Origin of the sequence: Burkholderia sp. Z1 (genome assembly GCF_014893795.1) — a bacterium.
GTDB lineage: Bacteria > Pseudomonadota > Gammaproteobacteria > Burkholderiales > Burkholderiaceae > Burkholderia > Burkholderia theae.
This window is the reverse complement of sequence record NZ_JACFYL010000001.1, coordinates 1,882,527-1,897,683: the sequence shown is the minus strand read 5'-3', so window position 1 is coordinate 1,897,683 and position 15,157 is coordinate 1,882,527. Positions and strand designations below refer to the sequence as shown.

The 15,157-nt window shown below is 67.1% G+C and carries 14 protein-coding genes; 3 read left to right on the top strand and 11 right to left on the bottom strand.

The features are described 5' to 3' along the window. The first annotated feature begins 157 nt into the window (after nucleotides 1-157). Nucleotides 158-1,903 (top strand): cyclic peptide export ABC transporter, encoded by a 1,746-nt coding sequence (locus H3H55_RS08780; RefSeq protein ID WP_193098324.1) that lies wholly within the window; start codon nucleotides 158-160, stop codon nucleotides 1,901-1,903. 185 nt (nucleotides 1,904-2,088) lie between these two features. Here H3H55_RS08780 and H3H55_RS08775 read toward each other — a convergent pair whose 3' ends face one another. The 7 genes from H3H55_RS08775 to H3H55_RS08745 form a co-directional block, all read right to left on the bottom strand. Continuing rightward, nucleotides 2,089-3,117 (bottom strand): ABC transporter substrate-binding protein, encoded by a 1,029-nt coding sequence (locus tag H3H55_RS08775; RefSeq protein WP_193098323.1) that lies wholly within the window; start codon nucleotides 3,115-3,117, stop codon nucleotides 2,089-2,091. Continuing rightward, nucleotides 3,114-3,914, bottom strand: coding sequence for a siderophore-iron reductase FhuF (gene fhuF / locus H3H55_RS08770; protein ID WP_193098322.1), 801 nt, complete (start codon nucleotides 3,912-3,914; stop codon nucleotides 3,114-3,116). Before fhuF ends, H3H55_RS08775 begins: the two co-directional genes overlap by 4 nt. Next, nucleotides 3,911-6,001 carry a Fe(3+)-hydroxamate ABC transporter permease FhuB gene (gene fhuB / locus H3H55_RS08765; protein WP_193098321.1) on the bottom strand — a complete coding sequence of 697 codons (2,091 nt, stop codon included), beginning with the start codon at nucleotides 5,999-6,001 and terminating at the stop codon, nucleotides 3,911-3,913. Before fhuB ends, fhuF begins: the two co-directional genes overlap by 4 nt. Next, the gene (locus H3H55_RS08760; protein WP_193098320.1) at nucleotides 5,998-6,846 is read right to left on the bottom strand and encodes an ABC transporter ATP-binding protein; all 849 of its coding nucleotides are present in this window, start codon (nucleotides 6,844-6,846) and stop codon (nucleotides 5,998-6,000) included. Before H3H55_RS08760 ends, fhuB begins: the two co-directional genes overlap by 4 nt. Further along, nucleotides 6,836-7,855 carry a TauD/TfdA family dioxygenase gene (locus H3H55_RS08755; RefSeq protein WP_129514523.1) on the bottom strand — a complete coding sequence of 340 codons (1,020 nt, stop codon included), beginning with the start codon at nucleotides 7,853-7,855 and terminating at the stop codon, nucleotides 6,836-6,838. The genes H3H55_RS08760 and H3H55_RS08755 overlap by 11 nt, the downstream gene beginning before the upstream one ends. 44 nt (nucleotides 7,856-7,899) lie before the next feature. Beyond that, complete coding sequence (locus tag H3H55_RS08750; RefSeq protein WP_193098319.1) at nucleotides 7,900-8,142, bottom strand: MbtH family protein; 243 nt, start codon at nucleotides 8,140-8,142, stop codon at nucleotides 7,900-7,902. Between the two features lie 88 nt (nucleotides 8,143-8,230). Further along, on the bottom strand, nucleotides 8,231-8,899 hold the full coding sequence (locus tag H3H55_RS08745) for an RNA polymerase factor sigma-70 (RefSeq protein ID WP_129514521.1): 669 nt from the start codon (nucleotides 8,897-8,899) through the stop codon (nucleotides 8,231-8,233). A 325-nt stretch (nucleotides 8,900-9,224) separates the two neighbouring features. On the opposite strand from H3H55_RS08745, the gene H3H55_RS08740 reads away from it, so the two are divergent. Together H3H55_RS08740 and H3H55_RS08735 are read left to right on the top strand one after the other, a co-directional pair. Further along, nucleotides 9,225-9,467 carry a hypothetical protein gene (locus H3H55_RS08740; RefSeq protein WP_193098318.1) on the top strand — a complete coding sequence of 81 codons (243 nt, stop codon included), beginning with the start codon at nucleotides 9,225-9,227 and terminating at the stop codon, nucleotides 9,465-9,467. Between the two features lie 48 nt (nucleotides 9,468-9,515). Then, a complete protein-coding gene (locus tag H3H55_RS08735; protein WP_193098317.1) occupies nucleotides 9,516-9,653 on the top strand; it encodes an HHHH-motif protein in 138 nt (45 codons plus the stop codon). A 90-nt stretch (nucleotides 9,654-9,743) separates the two neighbouring features. On the opposite strand, the gene H3H55_RS08730 is transcribed toward H3H55_RS08735, so the two are convergent. The 4 genes from H3H55_RS08730 to H3H55_RS08715 form a co-directional block, all read right to left on the bottom strand. Continuing rightward, nucleotides 9,744-10,766 carry a fimbrial protein gene (locus H3H55_RS08730; protein ID WP_048243765.1) on the bottom strand — a complete coding sequence of 341 codons (1,023 nt, stop codon included), beginning with the start codon at nucleotides 10,764-10,766 and terminating at the stop codon, nucleotides 9,744-9,746. Then, nucleotides 10,763-11,509, bottom strand: coding sequence for a molecular chaperone (locus H3H55_RS08725; RefSeq protein WP_193098316.1), 747 nt, complete (start codon nucleotides 11,507-11,509; stop codon nucleotides 10,763-10,765). The genes H3H55_RS08730 and H3H55_RS08725 overlap by 4 nt, the downstream gene beginning before the upstream one ends. A gap of 16 nt (nucleotides 11,510-11,525) precedes the next feature. After that, complete coding sequence (locus H3H55_RS08720) at nucleotides 11,526-13,979, bottom strand: fimbria/pilus outer membrane usher protein (RefSeq protein WP_193099472.1); 2,454 nt, start codon at nucleotides 13,977-13,979, stop codon at nucleotides 11,526-11,528. Nucleotides 13,980-14,098: 119 nt separating this feature from the next. Continuing rightward, a complete protein-coding gene (locus tag H3H55_RS08715) occupies nucleotides 14,099-14,611 on the bottom strand; it encodes a fimbrial protein (RefSeq protein ID WP_193098315.1) in 513 nt (170 codons plus the stop codon). Nucleotides 14,612-15,157 lie beyond the last annotated feature (546 nt).

Sequence of the window (15,157 nt, the reverse complement as noted above, 5' to 3'; positions counted from 1 at the left end):
CGTGCGGCCACCTTTTTTGCAGGCGCCGTTAAATATTTGCGCGGCCCATTCGTCTATCAGGGAGGAAAGCCGGATCCAGACCCGCCCCGTCCGACGCTTTCGCCTCCGTTTTGCCGTTTCCGCGTATTCACTTGCCTTCCCTCTACCGACGTTGCCGATGACTGCTGCCCACGAGCCTTCTTCCCCGCCGTCCCTCGACGCCTCTCCCGCCCGCCCCGCGGCCCGCCTGATCCTCGCGCTGTTGCGCGAAAGCCGCGCGTCGCTCGCGCTTGCGCTCGCCGCGTGCGTGCTGAACGGCGTCGCGAGCGTGCTGCTCGTCGCGACGCTGAACCGCGCGCTCGCGACACCCGGCGCGGCCGATGCGTCGCTCGCATGGCGCTTCGCGCTGTGCGCGGTGATCGCGCTCGTCACACGGATCGTGTCGGGCACGCTGTTCGCCCGCCTGTCGCAGGACACGATGGCGCGGCTGCGCGTGCATCTCGCGCGGCGCGTCGGCGCCGCCGAACTGCGCGACATCGAGCGGATCGGCGCGGCGCCCGTCCAGTCGGTGCTGACCGACGATGCAACCAACGTGTCGATGCTGTTCTTCGCGCTGCCGAACCTGGTCATGCACGGCTCGATCGTGTTCGGCTGCCTGGGCTACCTCGCGTGGCTGTCGTGGCCCGTGTGCGTGCTCGCGCTGGCCGCGATCATCGCGGGCTCGCTCGGTTACCACACCGGCGACCGTCGCGCGATCGCGTCGCTCGAGGCGGCAGGCAAGGCGCAGGACCGCCTGTTCGGTTATCTCGGCTCGCTGTTTTCCGGCGCGAAGGAACTGAAGCTGCACGATGCGCGCGCACGCCAGTTCGTCGACGGCCAGCTCGGCGCCGCGATCGGTGAAGTGCGCGACCACCGCCGCCGTGCGTTCAGCGCGTACGCGGTCGGGGTCGGCTGGATCATCTTCCTGTTCTACGTGTTCCTCGGCGTCGCGTCGTTCTGGCCGCAGCTCGGCGTGCATGCCGATGCGGGCGCGGCGGCCGGCTACGTCGTCGTGTTCCTGTTCATGCTCGTGCCGCTCGACGGCCTGCTGAACAACCTGCCGACCGTCAACGCGGCGCGCGTGTCGCTCACGCGGATCGAAGGCGTGATGGCCGAATTCGGCGCGCTGCGCACGGTGCCGCCCGCGGCGGACGCGCCCGATGTGCCGACGGCCGGCGCCGTCACGCTGCGCGGCGTCACGCACGCGTATTTCCACGAACGCGACGAACGCATGTTCAGCATCGGGCCGGTCGACCTGACGATCAAGCCGGGCGAGCTCGTGTTCATCGTCGGCGGCAACGGCAGCGGCAAGACGACGCTCGCGAAGGTGCTGACGGGGCTCTACGAGCCCGAGGAAGGCACGATCGAGGTCGACGGCCGGCCGATCGGCTGGCGCGAGCGCGCCGCGTACCGGCAGCGCTTCAGCGCGGTATTCAACGATTTCCACCTGTTCGATGCGCTGCTCGGCATCGTCGACCCCGACGATCCGGCCCGCGCGCAGGCCGATGCACGTGCGAACGCGCTCGTCGCGAAGCTCGCGCTCGACCACAAGGTGAAAGTGGTCGACGGCGCGTTCTCGACCCGCGCGCTGTCGACCGGGCAGCGCAAGCGGCTCGCGCTCGTCGTCGCGTATCTGGAGGACCGGCCGTTCTACCTGTTCGACGAATGGGCGGCCGACCAGGATCCGTCGTTCAAGGCCGTGTTCTACGAGCAATTGCTGCCCGAGCTGCGCGCGCGCGGCAAGGCCGTGATCGTGATCACGCACGACGATCGTTATTTCGATCTCGCGGACCGGCTGCTGAAGCTCGACAACGGACGCATCGTCAGCGACACGATGCCTGCGCGTTCGCATGCGCGGGACGGCGCCGATGCGCTGAGTGCGTAAGCCGTCCATCAATGAATCGCCGACGCGCGGCAACCGCAGCGTGTCGGCGATGTGCATTTCGGAATGGCATGTTGCGGATGAGCGGCCGAGCGGCCGAGCGGAAACGCCGAGGACGCCCGCCATCAAACCAGCGACAACGCCCTGCCCGTCAAAGCGGCATGCTCCGCCGACACACGTTCACGTGCTCAACGCACGGCCGGCAGTTTCAGCATCGTATCGGTCATCACATCGGCCAGCTTCAGCGCCGACATCGGCCCGCCGAACCCCCAGATATTGCGTTCGATCAGTGCGATCCGGCGGTCGCGCAGCGCGGGCACGAAGCGCCACACCGGCGAATCGAGCTTCGCCGACAGCGGCACGTCCATCCCCGACGCGGTCACGAACAGTACGGCCAGGTCGCGCTGCCTGAGCAGGTCGGCCGACGTCACGTACAGCGTGCCTTCCCGCGTCGGCTTCTTCGGCCATGGATCGAGCCCGAGCGCACGCGCGAGACCCGCCGACGTGCTGTTGCCCGTATAGGCCCAGTAACGGTCGGGCAAGCCGAGATCCTGCAGCAGCGCGATGCGCTCGCCCTTTCGGCCCGCGGCCGCGAGGCGCGCCGCATTGCGCGCGATCCCCGCATCGAGTTGCGCATCGACCGCCTGCGCACGCGCGTCGCGCCCCGTGACCGTACCGATCGTCCGGAAGATCTGCCGCATCCAGTCGAGCTGCGTGACCGGCACGCCGTCCTCGGAAACATTCGGGCTGAACTGGAACAGGATGGTCGGCGCGATCCGGTCGAGCGCGTCGAAAATCGGCGCATGCCGGAAGCCGACGCCGATGATCAGATCGGGCTTGACCGCCGCGATCGCTTCAAGCCCTGGCTCCTGCCGCGAGCCGATATCGGTCACATGCGCGAGCCGGTCGCTCTCGTAGCCGAGCCAGCCCGGATAAAACGCGGTATCGGCCATCCCGACCGGCACGATGTCGAGCGCGATCACGCTTTCCGCGAACATGAAGTCGAGCGCGACCACGCGCTGCGGCCGCACCGGCATCGTTTTGCTCGCCTGCGACACGACGGGATTGCCGGCGAGCGACACGGCACGCAAGGCCTGCGCACCGCTTGCGTCGTTGGCAGCAGTCACTGCAGCAGCCGTTGCGGAAAACGCGCCGCAGCACGCGGCGCCGAGCGCGGCGAGTGCACCAAGCGCATGCCGGCGTCCGGCGTGTGTCACCGGATCGCGTCCTGCTCGGCCAGCGCCGCGTCGTCCATCGTCAATAGCAGGGGGCAGCTTCCACACAGTTGCGTTTCTCCAGGAATTTCGTAGCGCAGGCAGCACACACGGCGCGCGCGAAACGGCGTCGGCAGCAGCGACGAGCGCGGCACGGCATCGCGCACCGGCACGCGCAGCGGATTCGGTTCGCAGCCGTTGCACGTCGAGCCGAACAGCCAGTCCGCGTCGTGCACGGGATCGGCCGCGCATGGCAGCGAACGGCAAGTGTTGAGCAGATAGTCGAGCAGGTTGCCTGCGTTGCTCCACAGCACGCGCGGCGTGACGCGCCCCATCGCCGCGAGCAGGTCGATCACCGCGCCGAGATGCGCGATGAGCCCCGCATAGCGCGGCGCAGGGTCGTCGCACGGCGCGCCGAGCGCGTCCGCCGCGAAATACAGCGCGGCAGGCATCCCGTCGTCGAGCGCGACGAAGGTGCGCTCGGGCGTCATGTCGAGCGGCCGGCCGAGCGTCAGCGCGGCGACGACGCCAGCGGGCGCCGCCCGGCCGAAATAGTATTTGCTCCATTGCGATATCAGCGCGCGCGCATGCTGCGCCGGATCGCCGCCGTAATGGCGGACCATCGCGTCGAGCACCGCGTCACGGTGCTCGGGCAACTCGCTGACGGGCACGACGATCCGGCCCGGCATGTGCGCGTCGTCGGGCATGCCGAGCCAGACGACGTCGAGATGATCGGCAAACGGTTCAGGCGCGAACGCCGAGAAACGCGTGGCGCGCGCGCCGTCGGGCAACGGCGTCATCGCCCCGCGCGCCGGGCGCGGCGCCCCTCGAGGATCAGCAATCCGAGCAGATACGGCGCGCCGATCAACGCGGTCAGCACGCCGGCCGGCACTTCGCGCGGCGCGACGACCGTACGGGCCGCGAGATCCGCGACGCCGAGAATCAGCGCGCCGCACGCGGCCGCGAGCCACAGCCGCGTGCGATGCCGGCGCGCGCCGAGCAGCGTCGCGACGTGCGGCGCCATCAATCCGATGAAGCCGACCGGCCCGACCGCCGCGACGGCCGCGCACGCGGCGAGCGTCGCGATCGTCAGCGCGAGCGGCCGCAGCGCGGCCACCGGCAGGCCGAGCGCGGCCGCCTGGTCGTCGCCGAGCGCGAGCATGTCGAGCGGTCGCGCGAGCCACGCGAACACGGGCACCGCGAGCACGCACCACGGCAGCAGCATCGACACCTCGCCCCAGCTGCGGCCATAGGTGCCGCCGACGAGCCACACGACGAAGCGCGCGGGCTGCACGCTTTGCTGCGTGATCAACCATTGCGCGAGCGTCGTCCATAGCGCGCCGATCGCGATGCCCGTGAGCGCCACCGCGAGCGGCGCATAACGATGCCGGTGATTCAGCGCGAGCGTGATCGCGAGCGACAGACCGCCGCCGATCAGCGCGGCCGCCGCAAGCGTGACATGGCCCATCAGCGGCCAGGTCGACAGCGCGAACAGCGTGACGAGCCCCGCGCCCTGCGTGACGCCGAGCACTTCGGGGCCCGCGAGCGGATTGCGCACGACGCTCTGCATCGCGACGCCGCTGACCGCCAGCAGCGCGCCCGCGAGGAGCGCACACAGCAGGCGCGGCATGCGCAGGTCGATCAGCATCCGCGCGAGCGCATCGTGACCGGACAGCGCGGCGAGCCAGCGTGCGGGCGATAGCCATTCGGGGCCGGCCGACACGCCGCCCCACACCGCGAGCACACCGACCACGACGAACAGCACCGTACGCAATGGCCAGCCGAGCTGTTCGAGCCAGCCGACGAACCGCGTCGATCCGCCGCCCGCCACGCGCTCGGCGTCCGCGTGCAGCACGCCCGACCACGCGGCACCACGCCGAATCATCGCGAGCATCAACGGCGTGCCGACCAGCGCGATCGCGACGCCGGTCGACAGCGTCGCGTCGAGGCCCGACGCGAGCACGGCGCTGTCGGTGACGAGCACGAGTGCGCCACCGGCGAGCGCCGACAGCGGCACCATCACGCCGAGACGCGCCACACGTGCGCCGCGCACCTGGCGCAGCAGGTTCGGCGCGACGAGCCCGACATACGACAGCGGGCCCGCGATACTGACGGCCACGCTCGTGAACGCAACCGCGACGATCGTCGCGGCAAGCCGCGTCGCATCGACACGCACGCCGGCCGCGGCCGCCGCATCGTCGCCGAGCGTGAGCGGATTCAGCGGCCGGATCACGAACGGCAATGCAAGCAGCGGCACGACGAGCCAGCGCATCGCGAGCGCGAGGCCCGTCGCGCCCGGCTGGTAAAGGCTGCCGTTGGTCCACAGCGCGGCGCCCGCGATGTTCTGCTCGAAGAACGCAAGCACGAGCGTCGACAGCGCGGCGAACAGCAGCATGCAGACGCTGCCCGCGAGCACGAGGCGCAACGGCGTCGCGCGCCAGCCGCCGGCCGCGACGATCGCGCATGCGGCGGCGGCCAGCCCGCAGACGAACAGCAGCGGCACCGACGCGACGCCCGCCAGCGCCGGCACGAGCATCGCCGCGAGCAGGCCGAGCTGCGCACCACCCGTCACGCCGAGCAGGTCGGGGGACGCGAGCGGATTGCGCGTGAGCGACTGGAACAGCGCGCCGGCGATGCCAAGACAGCCGCCCGCGACGAGCGCGGCCGCGACACGCGGCAAGTTGAGATCGAACAGGAAGACGTGCGCGAGCGCGGCACCATCGCTGCCGGGCGCCGCGTCCCACCACACGCGTAAATCGGGTGCGACGCGCAACGCCGCGAGACCCGCGATCAGCACGACGAGGCCGATCGCGATCGCACCGGCCCGGCCGGTGGCCGCGCCCTTCCCCGTCGCCGCGAGGCGCTTGCGCATCGCGAACGTCGTCATACGGCGAGATCCCGGTCGTAGACGCCGGCCGCATGCGGCGTGGCGGTGCTCGACGGCCCGTAGGCCGGCACGCACATCGGCGCGCCCGTCTGCGGATGCGCGAGCTTCAGCATATCGACGCCGAACGCCGCGCGCAGTCGCGCCGGTTCGAGCATTGCGTCGGGCGAGCCCTGCGCAACGAGGCGGCCCACGCGCATCAGCACGATCTCGTCGCTGTACGCGGCCGCCTGGTTCAGGTCGTGCAGTACCCAGACGATCGTCAGCCCGCGCGCGCGGTTCAGCGCACGCAGCGCATCGAGGATGTCGAGCTGGTGATGGATGTCGAGATAGGTCGTCGGTTCGTCGAGCAGCACGATCGGCGCCTGCTGCGCGAGCGCCATCGCGATCCACGCGCGCTGGCGCTCGCCGCCCGACAGCGCGCCGACGTCGCGGCCCGCGTCATCGGCGAGGCCGCTCGTCTCGAGCGCCTCGTCGATCGCCGCATGGTCGGCGCGCGACAGGCCGCGCAGGAAGCCGCCATACGCATAGCGCCCGTACGCGACGAGTTCGCGCACCGTGAGGCCCGACGGAATCTGGTTGAACTGCGCGAGCATCGTCAGCTCGCGCGCGAGCGCGCGACGGCGAAACGACGCAAGGGGCTTGCCATCAACTTCCACATGGCCGGCACGCGCGGGCTGCAGGCCCGCGAGCGTGCGCAGCAGCGTGCTCTTGCCGCAGCCGTTCGGGCCGCACAGCGCGGTTACGCGGCCGGCCGCGATCGACAGATCCAATCCGTCGATCACGACATGGTCGCGATAACCTACCGTCAGCCCCCGCGCGGCAAGCGCGGCGGTACTACGCGTCATCGGTCCTCCGGTCGGTCGCGCGCGGGACCGTGTAACTCTGCGCCATCGCGACGACCACCTTGCGCGGCCCTTCGAACGGGTCGCGCGCATGCGCGGTCAGCATGTTGTCGAGCATCAGCACGTCCCCCGTGCGCCACGGAAACACGATGCGCTGCTGGTCGAGCACGCCACGGATTTGCGCGAGCGCATCGGCCTCGAGCGGCTCGCCGTCGCCGTAGTACACGTTACGCGGCACGTTCTCGAGCCCGACCGCGTCGACGAGCGCTTCCTGCATGTCGTCGTCGAGCGCGGACAGATGGAACAGGTTGGCCTGGTTGAACCACACGCGATCGCCGGTGCGCGGATGGCGCGCGACGGCCTGGCAGCGTTCGCGGGTGCGCAGCAGCAGTTCGCCGTCGTCGTCGGTGCGCCATGCGCATTCGATGCCGCGCGCCGCGCACATCCGCTCGACCTCGGCCGGCTCGTCGGTGCCGAACGACTGCTGCCACGGCAGGTCGAGCCCCTGCCCGAAATTGCGCACGTACAGCAGCTCGCGCCGCTCGAAGCGCGCGATGAGCGCCGGATCGAGCGCGCGGTAGACCGCACGGCTGTCAGCGATCGGTGTCGCGCCACCCTTCGGCGCCGCGAGCGCGCAGTGGAACCAGATCCGCAGCGGCCATTCGCGCGTATACGACTGCTCGTTGTGCAGCGGAATCGCGCGGTGCGGCGGGTATTCGGTCGACGTGTAGACGGCGCCTTCGACCTGGCTGCGCGGCGTCGACGCGTATTCATAGCCGATCAGTGGATCGCCGAACGACGCCGCGAACTGCTGGAACGCGTCGATCGACGGCACGTGAAAGCCCGTAAACAGTACGCCGCCCGCGCGTTCGAGCGTGTCGGCCGCGATCTCGCGCGCCAGCGGCGCGACTTCGTCGATCGACATGCCGTCGCTACCACGCGGCGACACGACGGTGGGCAGCCCCGGCTCGATACGCAGATCGTCGAGCGTCGGCAACGAAAGCAGGGTCATGCAACGTCCTCTTCAGGTGGCGCGCCGGATCGCGGCGCAGCGGTTCACGACACGCGCGGCGCGCGCTCGCCGTCCATCGCACGGCGCAGGCTTGCGGGGCGCATGTCGGTCCAGACGGTCTCGATGTGCGCGAGACAGTCGGCCTTCGGGCCGCTCACGCCGACCTCGCGCCAGCCGGCCGGCACGGGCCGGAACGTCGGCCAGATCGAATACTGTTCTTCGTCGTTGATGACGACCGTATAGACGAGATCGTCGGTGTCGGCGGAAGGCGTCGTGGCTTGCGTCATGATCGGAAAAAAGCGGGAGACGGTTGAAGGAGGCGAAGCGGCGAATTCGGCCGCCTCTGTCTGATAGACGATTGGCCGGCGCGTTTTTTTACCGCCGCCGCGCGCGGCCGCCGAGGAACACCGGGCACGCGACGCCGCGATGGCACGCGTCGAGGCATTCCGCGCAATGGCGCTCCGCGTCGCGCACCATGAAATGCACGAGCGTCTGCGACACGTTCAGCGCGCGCGCCGCGGTCTGCAGCGTTTCCTCGCGCAGCCGCACCATCTCGAAGGCCGCGCGGCTGCGTGCCGGCAGGTCGTCGAGCGCGGCCCATACGCGCTTCAGCGTATCGCGCGTCATCAGCGCGGCTTCCGGCGTCGGCTCGGACGACGGCACGTCGTAGCCGTCGTCCTCTTCCGTGTGATAGACGTTTTCGAGACTTTGCCGGCGGCACGCGTCGATCGACGCATTGCGCACCATCCGCGTCACATACGCGACCGGCTGGCGCACCGCGTCCTGGTTCGGGAATTCGACGAGCTTCACGAAAACATCGTGCACGACGTCCTCGGCACGGCTCGCGCAACCGACGAAGCCGCGCGCGACATTCACCAGCATCGCGCGATGCGAGATCAGCACGTCGAGCAGCGCACCCTGCACGCGGGGCTCCGCGGCACGGCGCGCACGCGGCGCGGCGCGCGGCGGCAGGTCCGGATAACTGCCGAGGAACGGGTTCGCCGTTGCCGCCGCCGGTCGGTCGAGCACTTCCGCCATGGCCATCGATCTGCTCCGTCAAATTCCGAGATAGCGCAATTTAACGTAAACGCAAATCATTCTCAATCCGATTACCGAATGGCCCTTTCAGTTGTCAGGATTTGTCTGAATAATTGACGGAATCGCTGCGCGGGCGGATGGGACACCCGCCATCGGCCGCGGTGCGCGGTCATCGGCAATCCCGAACGGCGTGACCGGCTTGCGCATCGTCGACCCGATCTTTCACGTGCCTGACGAAGCGCCTGCACTTGTCATGGGCGGTAGCAACTTCTTACCACGTGAAATTTAGGGGGCTCGTACGATCTAGCTGCTGTTTCCAAGGGAGAAAACCATGAAATCCATCGTGTTATCCGCTGTCATGGTTGGCGCGCTATCGAGCGTGATGCTGACCGGATGCGTTGCCTACCCTGCCGGTCCGGCTCAAGTCACGATCGGCTGGCATGGCGATCGTTACTGGGACGGCAATCGCTACTGGGAGCGCCGCGACTGGGAAGCGCAGCATCAGCGCGGGAATGACGATCGCCGGGACGACCATCGGGACGACCGGCGCGACGATCAACGGCCGCAGTGGTAATGCCCTTCCTGCTCCGGTGATCCGCACTTCAACGACAAGGACTTCAACATGAAAACGCTACTGAAAACGCTGACCGCCGCGGCTTTGGCTGCCGCCGTGCTCGTGCCGGCCATCGCCGAAGCGCATCAGCACCGCGAGTGCCACTTCGACCATCACCATCACAAGGTGTGCCGCTGGGTGCGTTGAGCATCACGCAGCAGATGCGGAAAAGCGCCGGGATGCCGGCGCTTTTTTTCATTGTCGCGACTGACCGTACGGTGCCCGGCCCTGGTTCGCTCAATAGATGAACAGCCGGATCGTTGCGGTCGCATCGAATCGCCCGATCTTCGGCGGCCCGAACGACTTCAGCACCGCGTCCATCAAGACGCTCTGGTTCATCACGTTGGACGGGAACTGAGCCAGATTGAACTGTTCGTTGAACGGAATCGCCTTGCCCTGGCTGTCCTCGATGCCGATACCGAAATTGCTGTCTTTCGCGGGCACCAGCAAGCCATTCCGAACCGGATAGCTCGTTTCGAAATACCCGTCGACGCGTACCGCGACATTGCATTTCTTGGTCAACGACAACGAGAACCGCTTGCGCGGCACCGCCGGCATGAAGCCGTTGCCGACCGCCTGCACCTGTCCGAAATTGACGATGCCCGGTTCGGGCGTGACCAGCACGTCGACGAAGCACGGCGTCGGCTTGAGGTTGCGCAGGCCGCTCAGGCGATACTGGAAGCTCGGGTTGTACGCGTTCAGCCCGAACTCGCCATCGAACTGGAACACCGTGTAGATATCGCTCGGCGGCTGAACCCAGTTGCCCTTCTTGCGCACGACGACCTGATAGTCGATGCTGATTCGCGTCTGCTGGCAACGTCCGCGGTCGAAGTCATACTTGCTGCATGGCGGCACCGAATAACCGGTGAACACCCCGCCGCCGCGGTTGCTGGTCTTGTCGAAATAGTCGATGCCCTTGTAGCGGATACCGATCTCGAGCCCCCACGACGCAGGGTTCGTGCGATTCGGATTCGCGTAGAAATAGATGTTGTCGACGACTTTCAGGCTGCCGTCGTCACCCAGATCCTTGTAGCAATACCCCGAGGTCGTGCGCACCGGCGACACCCAGATCACGTATCCGTCCGGCGCGTCGGTCGGATACGATGCAACGCCGCCGATCGGCTCGGTCAATGACGTTGCACCGCTGTTGGTCAGGCACCGCAGCGCCCATGCGGGCTGCACAGCCGCGACCAGCAATACGAGCACGATCCAGCGCAACCATGCCGCCGGCGATTCCCGATGCCGCATTCCCCCGCTCATTTCTTCACGCTCTTGCAGGCACCCGCATCGCACGCATACTCGACCGCCACCTGGCCGCCGTAATCGTCGATATGCGTGATGAACAGCGTCGACGGCGTCGCGGCCTTGAACGGCACGTCGGCCGTGCTCATCGGGCTCACCATCACCGGCTCGATCGGCACCGGCGTCTTCTGCGCGCCCGCGCTCACGTCGACCACCGTCACGTGGTACGGCGTCGGATTGTCGAACACCAGCTTGTGCGCGGTCGTGTCCACCCGCAGCGTCATCGGCAGCGTCCAGTCTTCGTCGCGCGCGGGCTGCGCGGCCTTCGGCCGGTAGAACAGCTTCATCTGCGTATGCAGCGCGATCTGCAGCGTATTCGGCGTATCGGTCTTCGGCGGCACTTCGCGGATGTTCAGGTAGAACACCGATTCGCGATCGGCCGGCAGTTCGGTGCCGGGCAGTTTCGCGATCCGCAGCACGTTGCGCTCGTTCGCCTCGACGCGCTGCAGCGGCGGCACGACCATCAGCGGCGACGTGATCTTGTTGCCCTTCGCGTCCTCGAGCCACGACTGCACGAGATACGGATACGTCGTGCTCTTGTTGGTGATCGTGACGATCGCGGCCTGTTCGCCTTCGTTGAAGATCACGCGCGTGCGATCGGGCACGATCGCCGCATGCGCGGCACCCGCGAACAGCGCGCTGGCGGTCGCGAGCACGCATGACGCGCGTCGCAGGAAAGAAAGGGACAAAGAGTTTTTCATCGCAGGATCCGTGAAATCATCGTTCGACCCGCGCGGCCGCTGCGTGCGACTCGCCGGGCGTCTGGCACGTCACCGGGATCGGCGTGCCTTCGAGTTGAAGCTGGTTCGGCAGTGCGTCGACCGTGCAGAGCGTGCGTTCGCCCGCGCGCACCGCAAGCGTGGATTTCGGCTGAACCTGGGTCAGGAACGCGGCGCCGCCCTCGCCGACGATGCCGAGCTCCTTGCCGTTCGCCGCGTCCTGCACCGACGCACCGAACGGCAGCGGCTTGCCGGCCGGGTCGGTCAGCGTCAGGTACAGGTTGCTGCCGCGCGCGGCGGAGAACTTCACGAAGCCGATCGCGCCGTCGGTCAGCACCATGCGCTGGATCGGGTTCGTCACCTGCACTTCGAGCGGCAGCTTCTCGACGTTGACGGTCGCGTCGTACACGTTGTACGGCGAGATGCCGTCGAGCACCGCGTAGCCGCGCGAGTTGGTATGCGCGAGCGTGCCGGACAGCGGCACGTCGGGCACGCCGTCGGTCGACACCAGCAGCCGCGTATCGCCCGCGTTGCCGTTCGCATGCGCGGAAACACCGTACTGCGTCGCGACGAACGAGCCGTCGACCTCGAGCGATGCCGCCGCATACGCGTTGGCGAGCGTCGACGCCTGTGCCGTGAGCTGATACGCCGACGTGCGCTGGCGGTAGCTCGCGTTCGCCGACGCGCGGCCGTCGGTCGCGCCCGCGTTGACCTGGTAGGTGCGGCCGTCCGGATCGTCGTAGATATAACCCGCGTTCACGCTCGTGCTGCCGCTGCCCGTCGTCAGGTTCGACGTGACGGTGTGGCGGCCGCCGATCGGCAGCGTCGCGGTGACCGAAAACTGGTTGCCGCTTCCGCCCGCGCTCTGCGTGCGAAATGCCGACATGCTGACGTTCACGTTGCGCAGCGCGCCGATCGAGAACGCACGCGTCAGCGTGAGGCCGACACGATGCTCGGACGAGCGTGCCCAATAGGTCGTCTGGTCGTACGAGAAATAGGTCGACGTGTCGCCGAAGCGCTTCGACATCGTCGCCGAGTAGCGCTGCTTGCTGTTGGCCAGGCCGTACGCGGTCGGGTCGCCCGAGAATTGCGCGAAGTTCGTGTAGTCGCGCTCGGAGAAGCGATAGCCGAAGAAGCGCACATCGGCGTCGAGCCCGTCGAAGTGCTTCGAATAATTGATGCGATACGAGTTGCCGTTGCGCGTCGCGCCGTTCCACCACAGGCGCGCCCGCGCATGCGTGACGTCGGCCGACACCGCGCCGAACGTGCCGAAATCGCGGCCGACGCCGAGCGCGAGCGACGTGTAGCCCGATGCGGCGATGAAGCCGCCATACACGGTGACGTCCAACGGCAGGCCGTACGCCATTTCGCCGAAGCCGAAGAACGGCGTGATGCCGGCGCCGCCGAACAGGCGCGGCTTGCCGACGGCGGCCTTGTAGCGCAACTGCCCGGTACGCGCGAGGAACGGCACCGCGGCCGTCGTCACCTGGAAGCGCTGCACGCTGCCGTCCTCTTCCTCGACCGCGACGTCGAGCGTGCCCTGCACGCTCGTGTTGATGTTCTGCAGCGCGAAGGCGCCCGGCGACACGCGCGTCACGTACAGCACGCGGCCCGCCTGCGACACGGTCACGGTCGCGTTGGTGCGCGCGACACCCGCGATCAGCGGCGCATAACCGCGCAGCGAAGGCGGCAGCATGCGGTCGTCGCTGCGGATCGACGCGCCCGTCAGCGCGAACGTGTCGAAAATGTCGGAGGTCAGGTAGTCGTCGCCGAACGTCACCGTCGACTGGATCGACGGCAGCGCGCGAAACGCGTAAAGCCGGCTGAAGCGGAACGTGCGGTCCGCGTACGCCGTGTTGCCCACGTTCGATTGCGCCTGGTAATCGCCGCGAAAGCGCCATGCATCCCAGTTCGCGCCAACCGTCCCGTAGGCCTGGATCGAATTCGTCTGTCCGCCGCCCGCACCGAAATTGCGGTTCGTGTTCGCGATCACGCGATAGTCGAGCATCGCGCCCGGAATCCCTTCGGACCAGCGCTCCGGCGGCAGGTAGGTCGAATCGGTGAACTCGAGCGCGGCCTGCGGAATCGTGATCTTGAGCCGCCCGTCGCTCTTCAGGTAACGCACGGTCGCGCCCTCGATCGCACCGAGATCGACGCAGCGTCCGCCCTGGAAGCGCGGCAGGTCCTTCGCGAGCGACGGCTTCAGCCCGAACTGCGCGACGAGCTCCGGTCGCAGGCACGGCTTGCCCGCCCCGGACGCGTCCACCGCGATGAACTCGATCGACTGCAGCCCGTAGAACAGGTCGTTGACCTGCACGTCGAGCATGTATTCGCCCGGCAGCGTGAAGTCGGCCTGCGAGAACTGCGACAGATCGACGTTGTTCGTGCCGTCGATGTTCAGAAACGACGAATTGAATTCCGTCGCATGGCTCTGGCTGCCGACGACCAGCACGGAGACGCAAAGGAAGGAATGTCTGATTCGCACGCGGCGCTACCGGAAGTCCGAGAAGGAGAAAAACGGGAGGAATGTGAACGAGGAAGGGTGCGCGCACCCTTCCCCGGTACGGCGGCTTACTGGTAGCGGACCGTGAAGTTCGCGACGCCGTCGGCGGTACCCGGCGTGACGCCGGCTGCCGTCGCTTCGTACATGGCTGCGAAGCGGGCGATGTTCGTGCCGTTTTGCAGCACGGTCGGGGCCTTCTGTTCGGCGCCGTTGTCGAGGTATTCGCCCGACGCGGCTTGCAGGCGGATGCCGACGTTGGTTGCCGAACCGATCGTGGCGAGCAGCTTCGGCTGGCCCGCGCTCGACGTGCCCGTGAACGTGAAGTACGCGTTCTGCGCGATGCTCGTGTCGCAGTCGGTCAGCTTGATGTCGAAGTTGGTCGGCGTGGACTTGTCGCCAGCCTGCTTGAACACGTTGGTCGGCACCTTGCCGAGGTTCACGGTCTGGTTGACCGAGCCCGAATCGATGCCGCATGCGCCCGCGACGATCTCGCCCGTGAAGTTGATCGTGCCGGTGCCCGCTGCGAAGGCCGAGGTCGACAGGGCCGCGAGTGCGACAGCGGTCAGGATGGTTTTTTTCATGACGTTTCCCGTAAGGAGTGCAAATGGATTGGACGACGTGGCGGACACAAACGGCAGCGTGTGGTTGGCTTCCGTCCGTCACGAGGCGGCATTATCGAGATAATCATGAAAGATTTCTGTAAATCATTGTCAAATGTCTCTGACAATGTCCAATTCACCCCCTGAAAATCACATTCTTTCCTGCCAATTTTCAATCCCGTATTTTTTATCCGCAGTCCTTTTTTATTTGACGGAACCAATTGAAGATTAAAGATATTTTCGGCCAGCAACGATCGACACCCCGCCCAGCCTTGCTGGCATTGGCTCGCCCAAGATCCATCCCGCAAAAGACAAAACATTGTCCAATGCCGCCATCGTTGCCAAGCGACAACGCCAATCCCAATTCATTTTCAACAACCAGGAAATTAAAACGGAGCCTCAATCAACCCCAATTTAGCGCGCAAACGATTGCGACATAAATACAAACGTTTTACCGCGACACTTTGCCACCCTCATTAATTCCAATACATGGATTAATCGGAGCGTCAATTCCCGATCGGGAATCGA